Annotated in this window: 16 protein-coding genes; 9 read left to right on the top strand and 7 right to left on the bottom strand. The window is 64.9% G+C overall.

The annotated features are described in order from the left end of the window. Nucleotides 1–8: 8 nt before the first annotated feature. On the bottom strand, nucleotides 9–800 hold the full coding sequence (locus V6M50_RS12075) for a haloacid dehalogenase type II (protein ID WP_332818813.1): 792 nt from the start codon (nucleotides 798–800) through the stop codon (nucleotides 9–11). 388 nt (nucleotides 801–1,188) lie between these two features. Here V6M50_RS12075 and V6M50_RS12070 point away from each other — a divergent pair, with 388 nt between their 5' ends. Further along, nucleotides 1,189–1,635 carry a carboxymuconolactone decarboxylase family protein gene (locus V6M50_RS12070; protein ID WP_332818812.1) on the top strand — a complete coding sequence of 149 codons (447 nt, stop codon included), beginning with the start codon at nucleotides 1,189–1,191 and terminating at the stop codon, nucleotides 1,633–1,635. A 282-nt stretch (nucleotides 1,636–1,917) separates the two neighbouring features. On the opposite strand, the gene V6M50_RS12065 is transcribed toward V6M50_RS12070, so the two are convergent. The 5 genes from V6M50_RS12065 to V6M50_RS12045 all read right to left on the bottom strand — a co-directional run bounded on the left by V6M50_RS12065 (nucleotide 1,918) and on the right by V6M50_RS12045 (nucleotide 9,354). Next, complete coding sequence (locus V6M50_RS12065) at nucleotides 1,918–3,153, bottom strand: PepSY-associated TM helix domain-containing protein (RefSeq protein WP_332818811.1); 1,236 nt, start codon at nucleotides 3,151–3,153, stop codon at nucleotides 1,918–1,920. A 13-nt stretch (nucleotides 3,154–3,166) separates the two neighbouring features. After that, the gene (locus V6M50_RS12060) at nucleotides 3,167–5,305 is read right to left on the bottom strand and encodes a TonB-dependent siderophore receptor (RefSeq protein ID WP_332818810.1); all 2,139 of its coding nucleotides are present in this window, start codon (nucleotides 5,303–5,305) and stop codon (nucleotides 3,167–3,169) included. A gap of 218 nt (nucleotides 5,306–5,523) precedes the next feature. Beyond that, on the bottom strand, nucleotides 5,524–6,378 hold the full coding sequence (locus tag V6M50_RS12055) for an SMP-30/gluconolactonase/LRE family protein (protein WP_332818809.1): 855 nt from the start codon (nucleotides 6,376–6,378) through the stop codon (nucleotides 5,524–5,526). Between the two features lie 22 nt (nucleotides 6,379–6,400). After that, on the bottom strand, nucleotides 6,401–8,197 hold the full coding sequence (locus V6M50_RS12050) for an IlvD/Edd family dehydratase (RefSeq protein ID WP_332818808.1): 1,797 nt from the start codon (nucleotides 8,195–8,197) through the stop codon (nucleotides 6,401–6,403). An 11-nt stretch (nucleotides 8,198–8,208) separates the two neighbouring features. Further along, a complete protein-coding gene (locus V6M50_RS12045) occupies nucleotides 8,209–9,354 on the bottom strand; it encodes an aldose epimerase family protein (protein WP_332818807.1) in 1,146 nt (381 codons plus the stop codon). Nucleotides 9,355–9,484: 130 nt separating this feature from the next. Between V6M50_RS12045 and V6M50_RS12040 the strand changes: the two genes are divergently transcribed. Further along, nucleotides 9,485–10,816: a sugar MFS transporter gene (locus tag V6M50_RS12040; RefSeq protein ID WP_332818806.1), complete on the top strand. Its 1,332-nt coding sequence runs from the start codon at nucleotides 9,485–9,487 to the stop codon at nucleotides 10,814–10,816. A gap of 49 nt (nucleotides 10,817–10,865) precedes the next feature. Here the strand turns inward: V6M50_RS12040 and V6M50_RS12035 are convergent, their stop codons facing one another. Further along, nucleotides 10,866–11,618, bottom strand: a complete 753-nt coding sequence (locus V6M50_RS12035) for a FadR/GntR family transcriptional regulator (RefSeq protein ID WP_332818805.1) — start codon at nucleotides 11,616–11,618, stop codon at nucleotides 10,866–10,868. A 113-nt stretch (nucleotides 11,619–11,731) separates the two neighbouring features. Between V6M50_RS12035 and V6M50_RS12030 the strand changes: the two genes are divergently transcribed. The 7 genes from V6M50_RS12030 (at nucleotide 11,732) to V6M50_RS12000 (ending at nucleotide 22,389) form a co-directional block, all read left to right on the top strand. After that, on the top strand, nucleotides 11,732–13,261 hold the full coding sequence (locus tag V6M50_RS12030) for an aldehyde dehydrogenase (NADP(+)) (protein WP_332818804.1): 1,530 nt from the start codon (nucleotides 11,732–11,734) through the stop codon (nucleotides 13,259–13,261). 59 nt (nucleotides 13,262–13,320) lie between these two features. Next, nucleotides 13,321–14,316 carry an AraD1 family protein gene (gene araD1, locus V6M50_RS12025; RefSeq protein WP_332818803.1) on the top strand — a complete coding sequence of 332 codons (996 nt, stop codon included), beginning with the start codon at nucleotides 13,321–13,323 and terminating at the stop codon, nucleotides 14,314–14,316. A 3-nt stretch (nucleotides 14,317–14,319) separates the two neighbouring features. Next, the gene (locus V6M50_RS12020) at nucleotides 14,320–15,249 is read left to right on the top strand and encodes a Gfo/Idh/MocA family protein (RefSeq protein WP_332818802.1); all 930 of its coding nucleotides are present in this window, start codon (nucleotides 14,320–14,322) and stop codon (nucleotides 15,247–15,249) included. Nucleotides 15,250–15,268: 19 nt separating this feature from the next. Then, nucleotides 15,269–16,834, top strand: a complete 1,566-nt coding sequence (locus V6M50_RS12015) for an alpha-N-arabinofuranosidase (RefSeq protein ID WP_332818801.1) — start codon at nucleotides 15,269–15,271, stop codon at nucleotides 16,832–16,834. Further along, a complete protein-coding gene (locus V6M50_RS12010) occupies nucleotides 16,831–17,883 on the top strand; it encodes an arabinan endo-1,5-alpha-L-arabinosidase (RefSeq protein ID WP_332818800.1) in 1,053 nt (350 codons plus the stop codon). Before V6M50_RS12015 ends, V6M50_RS12010 begins: the two co-directional genes overlap by 4 nt. 64 nt (nucleotides 17,884–17,947) lie before the next feature. Next, on the top strand, nucleotides 17,948–19,381 hold the full coding sequence (locus V6M50_RS12005; protein WP_332818799.1) for a glycoside hydrolase family 43 protein: 1,434 nt from the start codon (nucleotides 17,948–17,950) through the stop codon (nucleotides 19,379–19,381). A 194-nt stretch (nucleotides 19,382–19,575) separates the two neighbouring features. Then, the gene (locus V6M50_RS12000) at nucleotides 19,576–22,389 is read left to right on the top strand and encodes a TonB-dependent receptor (protein ID WP_332818798.1); all 2,814 of its coding nucleotides are present in this window, start codon (nucleotides 19,576–19,578) and stop codon (nucleotides 22,387–22,389) included. Nucleotides 22,390–22,457: the final 68 nt, after the last annotated feature.

The following is a 22,457-nucleotide window of genomic DNA, read 5'->3' as shown; positions in this document are numbered from 1 at the left end:
TTTCCCTCTTAGCAGCCTAGCAAATCCGCAAGCCCCGTCAGGCTGTCCGTCATCCAGTTCCAATTCTGCGCCGCGTCGGCATCGGGCGCGCGGCGACCGCCATATTCCTGTGGACGGTCGATATGAGCGGTCAAGAAACCGCACGCGCGCGCTGCGGCGAGGTCGCTGTGATGCGCAGCGACCAGACATATCTCTTCCGGCGCGACGCCAAGGATCGCCGCGGTGCCCAGATAGGCTTGCGGGTCGGGCTTGTAGGTACGAGTCACTTCGGCACCGAGAATAGCATCCCATGGCAAACCCGCCCGCCGCGCCATCGCCACCATCAATGCGATGTTGCCGTTGCTGAGCGTGACGACCGGAAAGCGGGTTTTCAGCCGCGTCAGCCCCGCGACCGCATCGGGCCAGGGATCAAGCCGGCGCCACGCTCGCACCCACTCGCTCAGGAGATCGTCATCGATAGCCGCCGGGTCGATAGCGAAGGTGTGCAACGTCTGCTCGAGCATTTCACGGTGCAGTACGTCCAGTGCCACGAAGCCGCGCCCAGATTCACGAAAGGCACGCATCACATCAATATAACGGAACCGCCAGCTGTCGGAAAATTCGGCCGCGTCGGCATCGGCACGTCCGATCTGCGCAAGAAACGCGGCGGATTCGCGGATGACACTGGTGCGCCAATCGACCACCGTCCCGAACACATCGAATGCCAGAACCTTGGGGGGCGTGGCGCAAGTCACGAGCCTTGCCTTGCTTTCCACCTGCAGGGCATGGGCCACCCTCAGATTTTGTTCCTCAGTGTCCATCAGCCCTGCCTCAGCCCGTTCGATCGCTGCGTACGCCCGGCGCCTCCCCTCTCCTTCTAACAGAGGCCCCGGGAGTGCCAAGCGCCTCGCTTTTCGTGGCGCCGAGCCTCAAATATGAACAATTTTGGCCGAAAGCCGACCGGCGGCTTGCAACTCCGATTGGAACAAACGGACGCTCCGTACCTGGGCGTCATTGCCGTAGGTCGTCATTTTGCAGCGCTGCCTGATTGGTACGCTGCGGTAGAACAGTCTCAGGCCTTTCTCACGATCCCATTCGCCAACATCCGGTCACACACAAACATTTTTTCAAGCGGGACGTCACAGCATCGGACGCCCGCTCGTCAGGCATGGTGACGCCGATATCGGCTCAGGAAGAAAGGAAGATCAGATGAAGCGGTTGAATTGGTCCGAAGTCGCTCCCGCCGGAGCGAAGGCCCTGTACGGTGTGCACCATTACGTCACCAATAACACCGCCCTCCCGGCAGAGCTGATTCACCTTGTATTCCTCCGGGTCTCCCAGATCAACGGATGCGCTCACTGCATCGATCTGCACACCCGGGACCTTCTCAAGACCATGCCGATCGACAAGGTCGCGCTGCTTCCAGTGTGGGACGAAGTCCCGCATCTGTTCCCCGACCAGTATTGCGCGGCACTGGCTTGGGCCGAGGAAGTCACGCGCGTCAGCGAGACACATGCTTCCGATGCGGCCTATGCGGCAGCAGCCGAGGCCTTCGAGCCGAAAGACCTCGTGGACCTGACGATCGCAATTGCGGCGATGAACGCCTTCAACAGGCTGGGCGCACCATTTCGTCTTCCGGTTGCGGTCAAGCCCTGAGGTGTGAGCGCTGCTCTTTTTGGCGTTATGGTACAATATCAGGTCTACCAGCAAAGCTAACCGCGCCATGCGACCCAAGAGAGCTTGTCCTTTCAGGAAACACGGCTCTTCATCTTACGCCCGTCCGATTTCGATCGGGCGGGCGTTCTTTTGGGCAAATCGTCGTTAATGGCCGTTTGGAGACCATCCGCTTTCGGATGCAAGTCTTCAAAAGCGGCTATTCGAGCGCGATAATGGTTTTCGAAAATTGTCGGACTATTTGAGACATTCGGTGCGGTCTGCTCAGCCCTTGTAGAACATCCATCCAATCATCACCGCGCCGGTCGCGATCAGCACCGCCGACAGCCACCGCCACCGTCCCGTCCCGTGCCACATCGCGTTCCAGATTGGACGCTCGACGATCGCCGCGCGCGCGCTGTGCGCGATGCGGTGCGAATAGATGGCAGCGCCCGATAGTGCGAGACCGGTCATCAACAGTCCGAAGAGGAACCAGGGAACGCGGGTCCAATAGCCCGCGAAGGTTCCGAAATGCAGCGGATCGGCCATTTCGGAGATACGCTGGTGAACGCCCAGATCTCCCCCGTCGCTGGTCATCACGACGCGCGCCGACGCGGCATCGATCCACACCGCATTCGCACGCGGACGCACCAGCCACGCGCTTCGCTGGCCCTGAAAGACGAATGCGCCTGATTTCTCGTCGGGGAATTGGACTGACTCGATTTCGAGCGCCGGGTCGGCGCGTCGCACCGTCGTGACGCTTGCGGCTAGCGCGTCAGCCGCGCCCATTGTGCTATCCGCCGGCGGCAGCGCAACCTCGCTTGCCGGCTCGGGCAGATCGGGCGCATCGCCGCCCAGCGTTTCGACCAGATACCAGAGGCCCGTCAGCGCGATCAGTGCGACGAACCACAGGCTCCACACCCCCGCCAACCGGTGAAAATCGCCCCATGCGGTGCGCGCGTCGCGCCAGCGGATCGGCTTGAAAAAGCCCCGCCACCATTTGCGGTAAACGACAAAGGATGTCGCGACGCTGATGAGCAGCAGGATCGACAGCGATGCCACGATCGGAATGCCATATTTGGTCGGCAGGTTCAGGTGGCGGTGGAGGTTGCGCAGCACGCGCTGGCTGTCGACAAAACCCTGTTCGCCCTGCACCCGGCCGGTCCTCGGATGGACGTGCAAATAGCCGCGACTTTCGTCGGCGCGCTGGAACGCGACCCGCGCGGCAAAGGCGCTAGCGGTCGGCCGGGCGATATAGTTGATCGTCGCGACACCGGGATAGCGCGCCGAATTCTGCGCAACTAAATCCCAGCGCGGCGGACCTTGGACCGACGACGGCGCGACACGCAGCGTCGGATGAAGCAGCCAGTCGATCTCGGCGCTGAGCACCGCGAGCGTCCCGGTGAACAGGATGAACGCGAGGAACAGCGACAGCTTGAGACCGACCCATTGGTGGACGACCCACCACAGCCGCCTCCCGCTGGCCTTCTTGGCTTTGATCGGAACGGCCGCGCCGGTCACGGGTCAGCTTCCCCTAAAACTTATACCCCACTTCGACAAAGGCCGAGCGCGGCTCGCCCGGGAAATGCCCGCCGCGGTCGTTAAAGCCCGACGCGGCATAGGTTTTGTCGAAGATATTGTCGACGCGCAGCCGCACGTCCCACGGCCCGCGGGTCCAGTTCACCGATCCGTCGAAGACGAAATAGGGATTGATCGACTGGTTCGACAGGCTGATCCGCTTCGCGACATAATCGCCGCCGAAGGCAAAGGCGAGCCCAGTGCTCGGGATCTGATAGCGCGTCCAGAACCCCAGCTTGGCCTTCGGGGCATTGGCAAAACGACCGTTCTGCACCGAATTGGTCGGCGGGGTGCGGCCGTTGTCCTTGGTGATCTTGGTGTCGTTGAAGGCATAGGTCACCGTCAGCACCCAATTGTCGGTGAGGTCGGCCGCGACGTCGAGGTCGAACCCCTTCGACGTCACTTCGCCGAATGCGATGAAATTGTTGAACCCGTCGCCTTCGGGGTCGCCGCGCGGGTCGGACTGGAGCAGGTTCTGGCGTGTGATCTGATAGATCGACAGGCTGCTCTGGACACGCCCGCCGAGCAACGCGGTTTTGATCCCCCCCTCGATCATGTCGCCCGTCGTTGGCGCAAAGGGCCCGCCGGCGCGCGGGTCCTGCGACGAAATGCCCTGTGGCTCGAAACTGGTCGCATATTGGGTGAACAGCGATATGTCGTCGCGCACGCGCCAGACGAGGCCGAGGCGATAAGTCTCATCGCTGCCCTTGAAACCCGTCCGCGTGCCATTTGCCGCGACCGCAATGTCCTCGAACCTGTCGGTGCGGATGCCCGCCACCGCGATCAACCGGCCGACGGTCAATTCGTTGAGCACATAAAAACCGTGGCGCTTGGTCTTGCTCAATGTCGTCGTCGCGGCCGGCATATTATATTTTGTCGGATCGCAGGAGCGATAGACCGGGTTCGCAAAATCAAGCGGGCACGGCAGGCCCGCGGCCGCCGTGGCGCGGCCAGTCAGCTGCGATGCCGTCGAAATCCCGTTGTCGCTGCTGTAATCGAAGCCCGCGAGTACGCGGTTCGACACATTGGCCGAAAGCTGCGCAGACCAGATGGCGTTGCCGCCGAACGACCAGATGCGGCTGTCGCGAAGCTGGTCGCGATACTGGCGCGCGACCGCGTCGAACCGGCCATCGCCGTTGCGATCGAGCAGATTGATTGGCTCGTGATATTTCTGCGTCTCGGTCGCGTCGATCCGCCGCCCCGTCAGGTCGATATGCAGATTGTCGGTGGGGTCGAGCTCGAGCTTCCCCTGAAAGGCGGTCGAGCGCAGCTTCAGGAAATCGCTCGGCTCATTATGATTCCAGCGCCGGTCGGCGAGGAAATGGCCGTCGGCATCGACCGCGATGCCGCGCAGCCGGTTCGCCGCGAGGTCCTGCTCGATCCGCCACACCTGTCCGGTCAGTTTCGCGATACCGAGGTCGACGGTCACGCCGCCGTCGAGCAGCAGCGACTTGTTGCCGGCAAATTTGCGCGGCAGGTCGCGATCCTCGAAAAAGGCGCCGCCGCGGAGCGAAATGACGTCGTTCACCGGCCCGGTGACCTCGGCCTGCCCGCCATAGCGATTCTCGGTGCCGCCGACGAATTTGACCGATCCGGCAAAAGTCTGCGACGGCTTCTTGGTCACATAGTTGAACAGCCCGCCTGGCGCGCTCTGGCCATAGAGCATGCCGGCGGGTCCTTTGAGGAACTCGACGCGCTCAATATTGAAAAGCTGCGGGACGGCAAAGCCGATATAGGGGTCGCCGCGCAGCCCGTCGTAGAAATTCTCCTGCTGGCGGAAACCGCGCGCGGTGACCCCGGCATAGGAAAAGAAGCTCACCCCCGAGATATTGCGGTACAGGTCCTGCGCGTCGCGCGCGCCCTGATCTTCGATCAGTTGCTCGGTGATGACGGTGATCGACTGCGATGATGCCAGCGGTTCGGTCGGCATCTTGCCGCTCGCCGTTTCCTCGACGCGGTAGAGCTGCGACGCTCGGCCGGTAACGACAATCTCGTCGACCGCGGCATCCTCGGCCGCCTCTTCCGCCGCCGCTGCCATAGCTGGAAGTATGGCCGAAGCCGCGACCGACAATCCAAGCACAAATTTGCGAATCATTCTCAACGCCCCTTCGTGAGCGCCGATAAGGTGAATGCAAATCAGTTGCAATAGAGAGAGCTGCGTTGCCGTACCACGATAAGCCATCGGTACTTGGCCGGTGCTGGCCGAAAGCGGTCTGGCAGCTTCGCGGCGCAGAGTGATGACAGCGGACATTCGTCCCCGAGCGGTGGAAGAAATCAGTGTGCGATGCAAAGGCTGTTCAGGATGACTTCATGTCAGCCGCCAAAAATTCCTGGCGAAATTCCCGAAACTCCGGCTTCCACCTCGAACAGCGCGCCGTCATAAACCGACGGCGGCAGGCCGGTCTTGGCTGAAGTCACGAACATCCGGTCGAGCCCTTCTCCTGCAAAACAGATGCTTGTAACGCGCAGAGCCGGCAGGGATATCGCACCATCTAGCCGGCCATCGGGCGAAAAGCGACTGATACGCCCCCCGTCCCAGTGGGCGACCCACAGATGGCCTTCGCTGTCGGTCGCCATGCCGTCGGGATAGCCATCCTCTTGCGTGAAAAGGATGAATGGCTGCTTGTCGCTGATGCCGACTTCGGAAAGCGCGAAGCGATAGATCGTCCGGCGCGCGGTATCGGAATGATAGAGCCAGCGGCCGCACGGAGAAAATGCGGGTCCGTTGGGGACCAGATAGCCGCTGTCCATGACCTGCCAGCCCCCGTCCGGCGCCAGGCGGTAGAGCGAACCGCACGCGTCGCGTTCGGCCATGTCCATCGTGCCGCACCAGATCGCGCCGTGACGGTCGGCCTTGCCGTCGTTCATGCGGTTTCCGGGCAAACGCGGTTCGGGGTCGGCGATGGGCTGAACCGCAAGCGTATCGAGCGAAATCCGGGCAAAGCCGCTCTGGAATCCGCCGATCAGCCCGCCGGTACGGTCCTGCACGACCCAGCCGAGCGGTTCGGGCATATCCCAGCGCTCAATCGCGCCGTCGGCGAGCGAAAGCCGGTTGAGCGCCGGCGCGAGAATATCGACCCAATAGACCGCATTGTCGCGCGCGCTCCACAACGCGCCTTCGCCAAGGGTGTCGCGGATGCCGCGGTCGATCAACCGCCAGTGGACCATCGTTTCCTCGCCCCCTTCGGCGTCAGTGATTGTCGCGCGGCAGGCCCATGGTCTGGGCGATGCGCTGGTATTTTTCCGCGCCTTCGAGAATCGCGCCGCTGCTCATCTGCCCGACGACGCTGCGCTGCATCTCCTGCCACGGGGTCTGCGAGACCGGATAGGCATAGCCGCCGCGGGCCTCCAGCGCCGCGCGCCGCGCCGCGAGCTCTTCATCGGAAACGAGCAGATCGACGGTTCGCCGGCGCAGGTCGACACGCACCCTGTCGCCTGTTTCGATCAGAGCGAGTCCGCCCATCGCCGCCGCCTCGGGACTCGCGTTGAGGATCGAAGGACTGCCGCTGGTGCCGGACTGGCGGCCGTCTCCGATGCACGGCAGCGCCGAAACGCCTTCGGTGATCAGATAGGCGGGCGGACGCATGTTCACGACCTCGGCGGCACCTGGATAGCCGATCGGCCCGGCGCCGCGCATGAACAACAGGGTCCTGTCGGTGATGCCGAGCGAGGGGTCGTCGATGCGCCGATGATAATCCTCGGGCCCGTCGAATACGACCGCGGGCCCCTCGAACGCCTCCGGATCATCCGGGTTCGCAAGATAACGGTCACGGAACTCGTCCGAAATCACGCTGGTCTTCATGATCGCAGCGTCGAACAGATTGCCCGACAGCACGAGGAACCCGGCTTCGTCCATGATCGGCTGCGCAAAGGGCCGGATCACCCGTTCGTCCTCGATCGCGGCGTCCCGGCAATTCTCGCCGATGGTGCGGCCGTTGACGGTCATCGCAGCATCCCGGATCAGCCCTTGTTCGATAAGCTGCGCGACGACCGCGGGGACGCCGCCGGCGCGATAATAATCCTCGCCCAGATATTCGCCCGCCGGCTGGAGGTTGACGAGCAGCGGCACGTCATGCCCGATCGTCTCCCAATCCTTGAGCGGCAGGTCGACGCCGATATGCCGCGCGATCGCCACGAGATGGATCGGCGCGTTGGTCGATCCGCCGATTGCCGAATTGACGGCGATGGCATTGTGGAAGGCGTCGAGCGTCAAAATATCGGAGGGCTTGAGATCCTCATGGACCATCTCGACGATTCGCTTGCCGGTGCGCCAAGCGCATTCCTGACGGTCGCGATAGGGCGCGGGAATCGCGGCCGAGCCGGGAAGCATCATGCCGAGCGCTTCGGCCAGGCTGTTCATCGTCGTCGCGGTGCCCATCGTGTTGCAATAGCCGGTCGAGGGCGCAGACGAGGCGACCAGCCGGATGAAATCCTCTTCGCCGATCTCGCCCGCGGCCAGCATCTGCCGGGCCTTCCACACGATCGTACCCGAACCGGTGCGTTCGCCCTTGTGCCAGCCGTTGAGCATCGGCCCGACCGACAGCGCGATCGCGGGGATGTTCACCGTTGCCGCCGCCATCAGGCACGCCGGAGTGGTCTTGTCGCACCCGGTCGTCAGCACCACGCCATCGAGCGGATAGCCATAGAGCGCCTCGACGAGGCCGAGATAAGCGAGGTTGCGGTCGAGCCCCGCGGTCGGACGCTTGCCCGTTTCCTGGATCGGATGGACGGGAAATTCGAGGGCGATTCCGCCCGCTTCGCGAATGCCCTCGCGAATGCGCTCGGCAAGGACGAGATGATGGCGATTGCACGGGGACAGGTCGCTGCCCGTCTGCGCGATGCCGATGATCGGCTTGCCCGACCGCAATTCCTCGAGGCTGAGGCCGAAATTGAGGTAACGCTCGAGATAGAGAGACGTCATGTCGATATTGTCGGGATTGTCGAACCAGGCGCGGCTGCGCAGCTTGGGCATAGTCTTTCCGTTCATGATGATGTTGATCAGCGCGCGGTGGACAGGCGATAGATCATGACATGCCGGTACGGCTTGGCCGGATCGACGCGCGCCGGCACGAAATCGGGATGGTTCGGCGCGTCGGGGAACTTCTGCGGCTCGAGCGCGATCCCATCGCCCATGCGATAGAGATGCCCCGCCTTCCCGACGAGCGTGCCGTCGAGGAAATTGCCCGAGTAGAACTGGATGCCGGGTTCAGTCGAAAACACCTCCAGCACGCGGCCGGAGGCCGGATCCGCAAGGCGGGCGGCCAGCTTCGGTTTGGCGGTCAGGCCCGCGTCGAGCGCGAAATTATGGTCATATCCCCGACCGGAGACAATCTGCTGGTCGGTGCCGTCGCGCAGGCCGTCGGCGATCCGCCGCGGCGCACGGAAATCGAAAACCGTGCCCGCGACCGGGCGCCGCTCGCCGGTCGGGATCAGCTTCCCGTCGACAGGGGTATAATGGCCCGCGGGAATCGTGAGGAGGTGATCCATCGCGCCCTGCGGCGCGCCCTCGCCCGCCAGGTTGAAGATCGCATGGTTGGTCATGTTCACGATCGTCGGCTTGTCGGTCCGCGCCTCGAAGGCGATGCCGAGATTGCCCGCCTCGTCGAGCGAATAGGTGACAGTCGCCGAAAGCGTCCCCGGGTAACCCGCATCCCCGTCGCGGCTGGTATGCCCCAGAATGACCTCCGCTTTCGGCCCCGACTTCGCCGAAACGACGGTCCATGCCGCCTTGTCGAAGCCCTCCCCGCCGCCATGGAGACTATTGTCGCCGTCATTCTGCGGCAGTTGATAGGATTTGCCGTCGAGCGAGAATTTGCCGCCGCCGATTCGATTGGCATAGCGGCCCACCGTGACCCCGAAATAATTGGGATGATCGACATAGTCCGACAATCCGTCATAACCGAGAAGGACATCGGCGACGCGACCGTCGCGATCCGGCGCGAGCAGCTTTTGCAATGTGGCGCCATAGCTCAGGATCACTGCGGACATGCCATTGTCCGCCTTCAGCGTGATCGCCTCCACCGCGGTTCCGTTGGCAAGCGTGCCCGCGGGCGCGCGCGTCGCTTCGGCGGCCTGCGCACCGAAAGCGAGTACAGGAACTATCGCGAGCGCCGCCGCGGCGAATGCCTTTTCCCGAATCCTCATTCCCGATGCTCCCGACAGACTGGATGATGCGCCCCATTGACGCGACAGCTTCGCGCATATACTCCGACAAATAGAAAAAGCGCAAGCGGGTTCATCGACGCAGCCCGCGCCACATCTAGAGAGGACTGACATGCCCGCAATGGTTCCTTCACCCGGCTCGCCGGCCGACGGTCCGCACGGCGGAGGCGTCCGGTACGGCCCGGCGCTGGCGCTGCTCGCCAGCCTCTTTTTCATGTGGGGCTTCATCACAGTCATCAACAATACGCTACTGCCGCATCTGCGCAGCGTGTTCGATCTGAACTACACCCAGACGACGCTGATCGAATCGGTATGGTTCATCGCCTATTTCGTCGCGTCGATTCCGTCGGCGAAACTGATCGAGCGGATCGGCTACAAGAAATCGTTGGTCATCGGCCTGCTCGTCATGGCCGCCGGCGCGCTCGGAATGATGCTCGCAGCGGCAATCCCGTCCTATGGCGTCACACTGGCGATGCTCTTCATCATCGCCAGCGGCATCACCCTGCTTCAGGTCGCCGCGAACCCCTATGTCGCGGTGGTGGGCAAGCCCGAAACCGCATCGTCGCGCCTCAACCTGGTCCAAGCGCTCAATTCGGCGGGAACGATGCTCGCGCCGCTGTTCGGTGCCTATCTGATACTCGGGCGCTCCAAGGGCGGCACCGCCGAGGTTGGAACGGTGCTGACCGAGGCCGAACGCATCGCCGACGCCCAATCGGTAATCCTCCCCTATGGCCTGGTCGCGGTGGTGCTCGTCATCCTCGCCGTCATCATCGCCCGCTTCCCGCTTCCCGCCATGGGCTCGGCGAATTCGCGCGCCGCAAAGGAGGAGCGCAAGCATCTGTCGCTATGGAGCCACCGCAATCTCGTCTTCGGCATCCCGGCAATTTTCATCTATCTGATCGCGGAAATCGGCGTTGCGAACCTCTTCGTGAATTTCGTCAGCCAACCCGACATCGCCAACCTGACCCACGAGCAGGCGGGCCGTTACCTCACCTTTTTGTGGGGCGGCATGATGGTCGGGCGCTTCGCTGGCGCGGCGCTCATGCAGCGCTTCGACGCCGCGAAGGTGTTGGCGGTCTTTTCGGTCGGCGCCTTTGTCGTGATGATCGTCACCGTCTTCGCGCACGGCCCGATCGCGATGTGGTCACTGATTCTCGTCGGCCTGTTCCACTCGATCATGTTCCCGACGATATTCACTCTCGGAATTAAAGGCCTCGGGCCGTTGACCGAGGAGGGGTCGGGTCTACTCGTGATGGCGATCGCCGGCGGAGCGCTGGTGATCGTTCAGGGCTGGATCGCCGATACCTATGGACTCCAGACCTCCTTCCTGCTGACCGCAGCCTGCGAGCTTTATATTCTTTTCTATGCCCTGTGGGGCAGCAAGGCGACGCGGGCGCTACCCGAGCCGGTGCCGGAGGCGAATCCCTCGCGCGCACCCGCCTGACCGGTCGGGCGCCCTCCCGTACCGAGAGGACGCCCCAATCGCCGGACGCTCAGGCGTCCATCGCGCTGCGCGTGTCCTCGAGCGCCAGTTCGACGAGCTGGTTCATCGCCTGCGCGGCCGCATCGCCGTCGCCCGCGGCGATGGCGTCATAAACGCGGGCGTGGTCGGGGATCGGGTTGCGCGGCAGCGCGCGGGTGCGCTGCTTGAACTGCGTGGTCCAGTTGACCGCCGCCCCGATGCTGGCGCTCAGCACCATGAGCGCGTCGTTGCGTGTCGCGTGAAGGATCGCATTGTGAAAATCGCGGTCGGCGGCGCGCCCCGCCTCGGTCGTCAGCGTATGGCGTCGCATCGCCACGAGCGCGTCCTTCATCGCCTTCAGATCGGCCTTGTCGCGGCGCGCCGCGGCCCGGCGCGCGGCCGCCGGCTCGACGATCGCACGCAGCTCGAACAGGTTGCGGACGAATTCGATGTCGGGCTCGCCGGCGAAGGCCCAGCCCAACACTTCGGGATCGAGCAGGTTCCAGCGGTCGCGCGGCAACACGCGCGTTCCCGCCTTGGGGCGGCTTGCGACGAGCCCCTTGGCGGTCAGAACCTGGATCGCCTCGCGATAGGCGCTGCGCGAAACCTGCAGTTCCTCGGAAAAGGCAATCTCTCCCGACAGGATATCACCCGGCGCATATTTGCCGGACAAGATATCAGTCCCCAGCCGATGGGCAATCGCACCATGGAGCCGCCGACCGGGGCCTCGCGCGTCTTCGGGAGCCTTGGCGATATCCGCCTCTTTCACGATCCTGTTTTTCATATCCGGTCGATGCACCTCCTGAGCCGAGCCTAACAGCCCTCGCCTCGCGAAGGAACGACAAAGATTGCCTTTCTCGTCCGCTCATAATATGTCGGAGTAATAAGGAGGACCCAATGCCAGATTTTCGTTCCGTGGCGGCCGAGACCGGCGAGCCGCAAGGCCAGCCGCTTCCCGTCCACGGCCCCGCCGACGTCGCCGCCGCCTGCGCCGCAGCGGAGGCGGCGTTCGACATCTATCGCGCGACCGACGGCGACACGCGCGCGGCCTTCCTCGACCGCATCGCCGACGAGATTCTCGCGATCGGCGATTCGCTGATCGAGACCGCCATGTCCGAAAGCGGCCTGCCGCGGGCGCGCCTCGAGGGCGAGCGCGGCCGCACTATCGGCCAGCTCCGCCTCTTCGCCGACGTCGTGCGCAAGGGATATTGGCGCCAGATCCGCATCGACCCCGCGCTTCCCGACCGCCAGCCGCTGCCGCGCCCCCACCTCAGGCTGCGGATGATTCCGGTCGGCCCGGTCGCGGTGTTCGGCGCCTCGAACTTCCCGCTCGCCTTTTCGACGGCGGGCGGCGACACCGCCTCGGCGCTCGCCGCCGGATGTCCGGTCGTCGTCAAGGGCCATCCGGCCCACCCCGCAACCGGCGCGCTCGTCGCAGACGCGATTTCCAGGGCAGTGGCGGCCTCCGGCCTTCCCGCGGGCGTGTTCGGGCATCTCAGCGGCCCGTCGAACGACCTCGGTGCTGCGCTGGTGCAGGATCCGCGCATGATGGCGGTGGGCTTCACCGGCTCACGCGCGGGCGGCCTCGCGCTCGTGAAGCTCGCGCAGGCGCGCGAGGTGCCGATTCCGGTCTATGCCGAAATGTCGAGCATCAATCCGGTGCTGCTTCTGCCCGTCGCGCTCAAAGCGCGCGGGGCGGCGCTCGGCGCCGCCTTTGTCGCTTCGCTCACCATGGGCGCCGGTCAATTCTGCACTAATCCGGGGCTGGTCCTCGCGATCGATGGCGAAGGTCTCGACGCTTTCGTCGCCGCCGCCACCGTCGCGGTTTCCGCGGCCAACCCGCAGACCATGCTCACCACCGGCATCCGCGAAGCCTATGCCCGCGGCGCCGCTGCCCTAGCCGGCCATCCGGCGGTCGCGACGCTTGCGTGCGGCGCCGAGGGCGACCGGACGCACGGTGGCGCGATGTTGTTCCAGACCAGCGCCGCGGCCTTCCTCGCCGATGGGGCACTGGGGGACGAAGTCTTCGGCGCCTCGTCGCTCGTCGTGCGCTGCGCCGACGAGGCCGAGCTTGCTGGCGTGCTCGCCGGGCTCGAAGGCCAGCTCACCGCAACGCTGCACATGGACGAGGCCGACGAAGGACTCGCCGTGCGCCTGCTGCCGCTGCTCGAACGCAAGGCCGGCCGCATCCTCGCCAACGGCTGGCCGACCGGGGTCGAGGTGTGCCACGCGATGGTTCACGGCGGCCCCTTTCCGGCGACATCCGATCCGCGCACCACGTCGGTCGGCAGCCTCGCGATCGACCGGTTTCTGCGCCCGGTCAGCTACCAGAATCTCGCCCAGCCGGTGCTGCCGCCCGAATTGCGCGACGACGCCTTCCGCGACGGTGCGCCCCGCCTGATCGACGGGCACCTGACGCTCGACTGACAAACCAGCATATCCCGCGGCGCGTTCTTGAGAGTCGGCGCCGCGGCAGGGAGAGAAACATGACCTGCGTTCGCCTGCTTCAACATCGCGCGCCCGACGGCGCCCGCTCGGTCATCCTCGCCGAAGGGGACGACGCCCATTTCCTGCCCGGCGCGAACAGCGCCCGCGAACTCGCGCTCCGCGCCATCGCGGCGGGCACGACCCTCGCAGAGGCCGCGCGGGCGTGCGGGCGCGGCGATCCGGTCGACATCGCAGCGGCGTTCGCGGCGGGCCAGCTGCTGCTGCCCATCGACCATCCCGATCCGGCGCATCTGCTGATGACCGGAACCGGCCTCACCCATCTCGGATCGGCCGAGGGCCGCGACAAGATGCACCAGGCGGCCGCATCGGGCGAGAAGCAGACCGATTCGATGCGCATGTTCCTCGAAGGGCTGGAGGGCGGCAAGCCTGCGGCCGGCAGCGTCGGGCAGCAGCCCGAATGGTTCTATAAGGGCGACGGGTCGCAGCTCGTCGGCCCGACCGATCCGCTGGAGATGCCGTCCTTCGCACAGGATGGCGGCGAAGAGCCCGAGCTGGCCGGCATCTATATCGTCGGCGAGGACGGCACGCCGTGGCGCCTCGGCCTCGCGCTCGCCAACGAGTTCAGCGACCATGTGACCGAACGGCACAATTATCTGTGGCTTGCCCATTCAAAGCTGCGCCAGGCCGCGCTCGGCCCCGAGCTTCTGCTCGGCGCGCCGCCCGAACATATCGAGGGGACGAGCCGGATCCTGCGCGACGGCTGTCCGGTCTGGGAAAAGCCGTTCCTGTCTGGCGAAGGCCATATGTCGCACAGCTTCGCCAATCTGGAGCATCATCATTTCAAATATGACCTGTTCCGCCGGCCCGGCGACGTGCATGTCCATTTCTTCGGTACCGCCACGCTGTCCTTTAGCGACGGGGTGACGCCGCGCGAAGGCGATGTGTTCGAGATTTCGGCAGCGCCCTTCACCCTGCCAGTCGCCAATGCGCTCGGACGCGCACCCGCGCGGCCCGTCAACGTCCGGACGCTCTGACCGATGGATCCGATCCGCATCGCCGTAGTCGGCGTCGGCAAGATCGCCCGCGACCAGCATCTGCCCGCAATCGCCGGCACGCCGGCCTTCAGCCTCGCCGCGACGGTCAGCCCCGATGACCGCGGCCCCGACGATAGCATCGCGCATCTCGAAAGCCTCGAGGAACTACTCGACAAGGGGCCCGCGATCGACGCCGTCGCGCTCTGCACGCCGCCGCAGGTCCGCTACGGGCTTGCCGCGATGGCGCTCCGCCGGGGCATTCACGTCTTTCTGGAAAAGCCGCCCGGCGCCACCCTGTCGGAAGTGGCCGCGCTGCGCGAGCGCGCCGACAAGGTCGGCGCAACGCTGTTCGCCGCCTGGCATTCGCGCTTCGCCGCCGGCGTTGCTCCGGCGCGCGCATGGCTGTCGGAACGGCGCATCACCAAGGTGTCGATCGTTTGGCGCGAGGATGTGCGCGTCTGGCATCCGGGACAAGCCTGGATCTGGGAGCCCGGCGGGCTTGGCGTGTTCGATCCGGGGATCAACGCGCTTTCGATCCTGACCCACATCCTTCCGCGCGCGGTCTTTCTGAAGGCCGCAACCCTCAGCATTCCGGCCAACCGGGCCGCGCCGATCGCCGCCGATCTCGTTCTTTGCGACACGACAGGGGCGCCGATCCACATGGATCTCGACTGGCGCCAGACCGGGCCGCAGAGCTGGGACATCATCGTCGAAACCGACGCCGGCACGCTCCGCCTGTCGCAGGGAGGCGCGGTGCTTTCGCTTCCCTCGGGCACCGAACATAATGAGGACCTGGAATATCCCGGCCTCTATTCGCGCTTCGCCAACCTCATTCGCGGGGGACGCAGCGACGTCGATATCGACCCGCTTCGCCTCGTCGCCGACGCCTTTCTGCGCGGGCGGCGCGAGAGTGTCGAAGCCTTTTACGACTGATTGGGAAAGGGAGAAGAGAATGTTGAAGGCTTTACGCCGCACGAGCGCCGCCCTCCTGCTTTGCGCCGCGCCGCTGGCGGGAACGGCCCATGCCGACACGCAGGATAAGCCGACCGCGGCGACGATCCGCGCCGGCGCCCCCGGGCCGGTTTATAAGAAGGAAATCTTCACCCAGTTCGCCGAGCATCTGGGCAATGGCATCTATGGTGGCCTGTGGGTCGGCAAGGCCAGCAAGATTCCGAACACCAACGGCTTCCGCAACGACGTCGTCGGCGCGCTGCGCAAGCTGTCGGTGCCGGTAATCCGCTGGCCGGGCGGCTGCTTCGCCGACGAATATCACTGGCGCGACGGGATCGGTGAACAAGGCGCGCGTCCGGTCAAGATCAACACCCATTGGGGCGGCGTGACCGAACCCAACACGGTGGGCACCCACGAATTTTTCGAGTTGGTGCGCCAGGTCGGCGCCGAGGCCTATGTCGCGGGCAATGTCGGCAACGGCTCGCCCCGCGAAATGGCCGAATGGGTCGAATATATGACCGCGCCCGCCGGCAGCCTGGCCGACGAGCGGGCGAAGAACGGCCGTAAGGAGCCTTGGGCGGTGCCCTGGTTCGGCGTCGGGAACGAACTTTGGGGTTGTGGCGGTAACATGCGCCCCGAATATGCCGCCGACCTGACCCGCCGCTACGCCACCTTCATCAAGGCGCCGGCGGGGACCAGGATCATGAAGATCGCCGCCGGCGCCAATGTCGATGACTATAATTGGACCGAGACGATGATGCGCGTCGCGGCCGGCCAGCTCGACGGCGTTTCGCTGCATTATTACACGCTGCCTCAAGGCGGCTGGCCGCCCAAGGCCGATCCCGTCAATTTCGACGAGAGCGGTTGGGCCGACGCGCTCCAGCAGGCATGGCGGATGGACGAGCTGATCACGCGGCACAGCGCGATCATGGACAAATATGATCCAGAAAAACGGATATTCCTCGCGGTCGACGAATGGGGCGCCTGGTATGCGCAGGATCCCGGCACGCACCCCGGCTTTCTGCGTCAGCAGAACACGCTGCGCGACGCACTGATCGCTTCGATCCACCTCGACATTTTCGCGAAACATGCCGACCGCGTGCGAATGTCCGCGATCGCGCAGATGGTCAATGTGCTGCAGGCGATGATCCTGACCGACGGCGAGCGGATGGTGCTGACCCCCACCTATCATGTCTTCGAAATGTACAAGCCGTGGCAGGACGCCACTGTACTGCCGATCGCCATCGACACGCCGCGCTATGCCAAGGGCGCGTTCGCGATGCCCGCGGTCAGCGGCTCGGCGGTGCGGGGCAAGGACGGAAAGATCCATGTCGCCCTGTCCAACCTCGACCCGAACAAAGCGAACCGCGTGACCGTCAGGCTCGATGGCGTGAAAGCATCGGCGGTCGCCGGCCGCCTGTTGACCGCGCCCGCGATCAACGCGCGAAACACGTTCGATGCGCCCGACGCCGTCAGGCCGGTCGCCTTCGACGGCGCCGGCCTCAAGGGCTGCGATCTGATCGTGACGTTGCCCGCACGGTCAGTGGTGGTGCTCGAGCTGCGATGAGCAGGACGGTGGATGGGATGCGAAAGGCGATGTGCAACGCGAGTGTCGCCATCGCCAGCCTTGCTTTGCTCGGCGCGGTCGCGGCGGAGGGACGGGCCGAACAGGCCGCGCCCGCGAGCACAATGGGCGCACGGCTTTCGGGCGACCTTGCCCCGACGCACGATCCGGTGATCATCCGCGAGGGCGACACCTATCATGTCTTCGCCACCGGGGACCGGATCGCGGCGAAGACGTCGAAGGATATGCGGCACTGGACCGACGCCGGGCCGGTGCTGCCCGCGATCCCAGCATGGGCGACCGCGGCCGTCCCCGGCGCGACCGGCCTGTGGGCGCCCGACATCGCGTTCGTCGACGGCGCATATCGGCTCTATTATTCGGTCTCGACCTTCGGCTCCAACCGCTCGGCGATCGGGCTCGCGACCAGTCCGACGCTCGATCCGAAGGCGAAGAATTATGGCTGGACCGATCGCGGGCTCGTGGTCATGTCGACCGCCGCCAACGATTTCAACGCGATCGATCCGAATTTCGTCATCGACCGGCAGGGGCGGCACTGGCTGGCGCTGGGAAGCTTCTGGAGCGGGATCAAGCTGTTCGCGCTCGATCCCGAAAGCGGCAAGCCGGCGCCGGGCGCGAAGCACTATTCGATCGCGCGCCGCCCTGCCCCCGCGGGCGGCCCCGCCCCGGTCGAGGCGCCCTTCATCATCCCGCATGGCGGCTTCTATTACCTCCTGCTGTCCTATGATTATTGCTGCAAGGGGGTGAACAGCACCTATTATACCGTCGTCGGCCGCGCAAAAGACATCACCGGTCCCTACCTCGGCAAGGACGGCAGCAAGCTGATGGAAGGTGGCGGCACGATCTTCCTGCGCGCCGACCTTCAGGAGCAGCAGCGCTTTCGCGGGCCGGGCCATGCCGGCGCCTTCACCGATCGCGACGGCACCACCTATGTCGTCTGGCACGCCTATGACAAGCAGGCGAACGGCGCGCCGACACTGCGCCTCGCGCCCATCCGCTGGGGCGCGGACGGCTGGCCCGTTGCCGAATATTGACCCGCCCGGCCACCGCGCCGTGCGCGGACCGGGCAGCAACCCACAATGATTGGAGAGGACCGTCATGACCCACTATCTTTCGCGCCGCGCCTTTGCCGCCACGGCCGCCCTGCTGCCGATCGCCTGCGCTCCCGCCGGCCGGTCGGCCCTAAAGGCCGCGACCACCCCCGCCGCCGCCGGCCCGGCCAACCCGCTCGTCCGCCAGCGCGCCGACGCGCAGATTTTCCGGCACGACGACGGCTATTATTACATGACCGGCTCGGTGCCCGAATATGACCGGCTGGTCCTGCGCCGCTCGCGCACCCTCGCCGGACTTTCCACGACCGAGGAGGTCGTGCTCTGGCGGCATCAGGACAGCGGCCCGATGTCGGGCTTCATCTGGGCCCCCGAACTCCACCTGATCGACGGCCGCTGGATCGTCTATTTCGCAGCCGGGCCGAGCGGCGGCGGCGAGGATGTATTCCGCATCCGCACCTATGCCGTCGTCTGCGACGGCCCCGACCCGATGGCGGGCCAATGGTCGGTACTCGGCCAGTTCGAGACGCCGTGGGACAGCTTCAATCTCGATTCGACCGTCTTTACGCATCGCGGCACACGCTATTTCGCCTGGGCGCAGCGCGAACCTGGGATCGAGACCAATTCCAACCTCTACATCGCCCCGCTGGCGACGCCGCTGACGCTCGCGGCGAAGCCCGCGCGGCTAACGGTGCCCACCCTCGACTGGGAAATCCGCGGTTTCAAGGTCAACGAAGCGCCCGCCGTGCTCCATCGCAACGGCCGGTTGTTCATGACCTATTCCGCCAGCGCGACCGACGCGCGCTATTGCCTCGGCCTGCTGACCATCAACGAGGACGCCGACCTGATGGACCCGCGCGCCTGGGCCAAATCGCCCGCCCCGGTGTTCACGGCCTGTCCCGAGACGTCGGTGTACGGCCCCGGCCACAACAGCTTCACGGTCGACGAGAAGGGCCGCGACATTCTCGTCTATCATGGCCGCGATTATGAAACGATCGAGGGCGACCCGCTGTTCAATCCCGACCGCCACACGCGCATCCAGCGCCTTTATTATGACGCGGAGGGGGCGCCCGATTTCGGCGTCCCGGTCGGCAACGGCCCGCTTCCCGATCGCTTCGCCCCGCTCGCACGTCCCGGAGCGTGGCTCGCTCACGAAGGCGGCCGCGTCTTCGTCGGGACCGCGCCGCTGGCGGCGACGCAGTTCCGCGTGGCGCCGGCCCCCAGCGGCGGCATCCGCCTCTCGCCGATCCTCATGCCCGGCCACCGCCTCGTCGCCCGCCCCGATGGGTCGATAGCGATCGTGCCGCAGGGCGCGCCCGCCGCCCTGGCGAACGCCGACGTCTTCGAGCGCGTCAACGGCGGCGCGAACGATCGCGTGCGCTTCCTCTCGCGAGCCCATCCCGGCCGGGCGATGGCGGCCGCCGGCGAGGCGCTTCGCCTCGCGCCCGCGGCGGAGGCGGCGGCGATCTGGACGGTCGCCTGAACCCACATGATAAACTCTGACAAAACATAAGCATGCAAACAGCGCTCCTGCGCGGTGTTACTAAAAAGCAACGCACCATAAGGGCTTTTCCGTACAAGCTAGATTCCGCTTGCAATTATTAACTCCGACAAATATCGAACCCGAAGCACGTTGAGGCATGGTATGGGCCAGCCTTATCTGGGAGGGTTTTGACGATGGCGTTTCGATCGATTGCATTCTGCACCGCATCCATTTTGGCCTTGAGTCTGCCGGGCATTGCGCGCGCGCAGGGCGTGGCCGGGGCGGAAGCCACCGCACCGCAGGCGGAAGAGGAAATCATCGTCACCGGCGTGCGCGCCTCGATCGTCGGCGCGATCAACGTGCGCAAGGAATCGACGCAGATCGTCGACGCGATCATCGCCGAGGACGTCGGCAAACTGCCCGACAACAATGTGGTCGAAGCGCTGCAGCGCGTCACCGGCATCCAGGTGACCGACCGCAGCGGCGGCGAGGCGGCGACCGTCACGATCCGCGGCCTCAGCGACCCTCTCACCACCCTGAACGGCCGCAATATCTTCACCGCCGCGGGCCAGTCCTTTGCACTGCAGGATGTTTCGGCGAACCTCGTCAATCGCGTCGACGTCTACAAGACCCGCGCCGCCGACCAGATCGAAACCGGCCTCGCCGGCCAGATCGACGTGCAGACCCGCCGTCCGTTCGACTTCGACGGCTTCGCCATCTCCGGCCTTGCACGCGGCATCTACAACGAACAGGCCGGCAGTTATAATCCCAACGTCGCGCTACTCGTCAGCGATCGCTGGGAAACCGGCATCGGCGACATCGGGCTGCTGGTGAACGGGTCGTGGAGCCGCACCAAGTATCGTAACATGTCGACGACGGCTGGCGCGATGGTGCCTTTCGCGACGGAAACTCCGCCGGCGGGATCGGGTTTCGTACCGCTTGAGCGCATCTTCCCCGGCCCGGACAATATCAACTGGACGCCCGGCCTCGACTACGGCCTGCCCGCTGCGGCCGGTTCGACGCTGAGCATCAACGGCGTCGACGTTCCCTATTATCTGTCGCGCGACGCGGTGTTCAGTTCCGACCTCTACGGCAAGCGCGAGCGGCCCTCGGCCAATGTCGCCCTGCAATGGGCGCCGAACGACGCCTCGGTCTATACCGCCGAAGTCTTCTACGCGGGCTTCCGCGGCAGCACCTTCAACTCGCTGCAATTCAGCTTCGTCGATTGGTGGGGCAACCCCGGCCCGGTCGAGCTTTACGAAGGCACCAACATCGTCAAGGCGCGCACCGTCGACGATGTCTATGGCTTCAACAGCGGCGACTTTGCGACCAACAAGACCGACAGCTTCGTCTATGCCCTAAACGGGCAATGGGACGTCGATGGCGACCGCGGCAAGGTCGTCGCCGACCTCGCCTATCAGACGAGCACCAACAAGACCTCCTTCATTGCGCTTCGCACCGACCGCGTCGCCGACCAGATCGCCGTCGATTTCAACGCCGGCGGCGGTGTCCCCTCGTTCCACTTCGACGATGATAAGCTGCTTGCCGACCCGAGCGTCTGGAACGTCGCCGAACTCTATGACAATGCCAACAAGGCGAAGGGCAGCGCACTGACCCTGACGCTCGACGGCTATTACAGCTGGGATGAGGGCTTCCTGCGCCGCATCAAGGCGGGCCTGCGCTACGACGATCGCAAAGCCTCGACCTTCGTCCGCGAGCAGAGCGCCGGTCGCCTTGGCGTGCAGCTGTCCGCCCTGCCCGAAGGCGCGCTGTTCACCAACTCGGGCTTTTTCGACGGCCGCGCCGATGTGCCGACCAGTTGGGTGCTCGGCAACGGCTATTGGCTGCATGACAATGCGGACGATATCCGGACACTCTACAATGCCAATCCGGCCAACAATCTGCTGCTCTCGGACGAATTGTCGCTCGACCGTGTCTTCGACATCGGCGAAATCACGATGTCGGCCTATGCCTTGGCCGATGCCGAGGTCAAAATCTTCGGCCGCCCGCTCCAACTTCAGGCGGGCGTCCGCTATGTCTCGGTCAACACCAAGTCGAACTTCTTCAATCGGCTGGCCGGCGGTGCGCTGACCCGCGCCAGCAACGGCAGCGAGAAATTCCTGCCGAGCTTCACCGCGCGCTACGCGATCACGCCCGACCTGCGGCTGCGCTTCAACTATGGCGAGACGCTGCGCCGCCCGAATTTCGGCGACATCAACCCCAATTATTCGCTGACCGGCGACCTCACGAATGTGGGCTATGGCAGCGGCACCGCCGGCACCGCCGATCTGCGCCCGACGCATTCGAAGAATTACGACCTCGCGCTCGAATGGTATTTCGGCCGCGACAGCGCCATCTATGTGACCGGCTTCCGCCGCGAAATCGACGGGCTGGTGGTACCGCTCACGGTGCGCGAATATATCCCGAACAACGGGATCGTCGCAGGCGCCACCGATTATTTCGCGATCACCCGGCCGGTGAACGCCTCGAACGGCGTGCTCAAGGGCGTCGAAGTGGGGCTGACCTATTTCCCCACCTATCTGCCCGGCCCGCTCGACGGCCTCGGCTTCCAGGGCAGCCTGACGGTCCTCGATTCCAACCAGACGATTCCGATGTCGGATTCGGCGGGGAATATCACCGGCGAGACGCAGTCGGATTTCTTCAACGTCTCGAAACTGTCGTACAACGCCACCCTCGCATACGACAAGGGACCGGTCAGCGCCCGCCTGTCCTACATCTGGCGCAAGGCGTTCCTTCACAACAATGAAGCGCGCCTCTTCGCTAATCCGATCGGCGTCTGGTTCCAGCCCGAGGACAGCCTCGACCTGCAACTCACCTGGAACGTCACCGACCGGGTCGGCGTGACCTTCGACGCGGTAAATATGCTCAAGTCGAAACAGCAGAATTATTACCGGTTCGACAACGTCGGCGATGCTGAGAAATATAATCTCGGCACGCTTCTGCTCGCGCGGACCTTCGCCGTGGGCGTACGTTTCACCTTCAATTGATGCCAGGCCGGCTGCGAAACGGATCGCTATGCCCGCTTCTGGCCGATGCTGTTGAAAAAGTCCGCTAG

The sequence above is a fragment of the Sphingopyxis sp. genome (genome assembly GCF_036675685.1).
GTDB lineage: Bacteria > Pseudomonadota > Alphaproteobacteria > Sphingomonadales > Sphingomonadaceae > Sphingopyxis.
Note: the sequence above shows the minus strand (reverse complement) of the source record. Positions and strands in the feature narration are given on the sequence as shown.

Coding starts and splice junctions, on each gene's coding strand:
- V6M50_RS12075 (WP_332818813.1), bottom strand. CDS start 800: ATGGACACTGAGGAACAAAATCTGAGGGTGGCCCATGCCCTGCAGGTG.
- V6M50_RS12070 (WP_332818812.1), top strand. CDS start 1,189: ATGAAGCGGTTGAATTGGTCCGAAGTCGCTCCCGCCGGAGCGAAGGCC.
- V6M50_RS12060 (WP_332818810.1), bottom strand. CDS start 5,305: ATGATTCGCAAATTTGTGCTTGGATTGTCGGTCGCGGCTTCGGCCATA.
- V6M50_RS12055 (WP_332818809.1), bottom strand. CDS start 6,378: ATGGTCCACTGGCGGTTGATCGACCGCGGCATCCGCGACACCCTTGGC.
- V6M50_RS12050 (WP_332818808.1), bottom strand. CDS start 8,197: ATGAACGGAAAGACTATGCCCAAGCTGCGCAGCCGCGCCTGGTTCGAC.
- V6M50_RS12045 (WP_332818807.1), bottom strand. CDS start 9,354: ATGAGGATTCGGGAAAAGGCATTCGCCGCGGCGGCGCTCGCGATAGTT.
- V6M50_RS12040 (WP_332818806.1), top strand. CDS start 9,485: ATGCCCGCAATGGTTCCTTCACCCGGCTCGCCGGCCGACGGTCCGCAC.
- V6M50_RS12035 (WP_332818805.1), bottom strand. CDS start 11,618: ATGAAAAACAGGATCGTGAAAGAGGCGGATATCGCCAAGGCTCCCGAA.
- V6M50_RS12030 (WP_332818804.1), top strand. CDS start 11,732: ATGCCAGATTTTCGTTCCGTGGCGGCCGAGACCGGCGAGCCGCAAGGC.
- araD1 (WP_332818803.1), top strand. CDS start 13,321: ATGACCTGCGTTCGCCTGCTTCAACATCGCGCGCCCGACGGCGCCCGC.
- V6M50_RS12020 (WP_332818802.1), top strand. CDS start 14,320: ATGGATCCGATCCGCATCGCCGTAGTCGGCGTCGGCAAGATCGCCCGC.
- V6M50_RS12015 (WP_332818801.1), top strand. CDS start 15,269: ATGTTGAAGGCTTTACGCCGCACGAGCGCCGCCCTCCTGCTTTGCGCC.
- V6M50_RS12010 (WP_332818800.1), top strand. CDS start 16,831: ATGAGCAGGACGGTGGATGGGATGCGAAAGGCGATGTGCAACGCGAGT.
- V6M50_RS12005 (WP_332818799.1), top strand. CDS start 17,948: ATGACCCACTATCTTTCGCGCCGCGCCTTTGCCGCCACGGCCGCCCTG.
- V6M50_RS12000 (WP_332818798.1), top strand. CDS start 19,576: ATGGCGTTTCGATCGATTGCATTCTGCACCGCATCCATTTTGGCCTTG.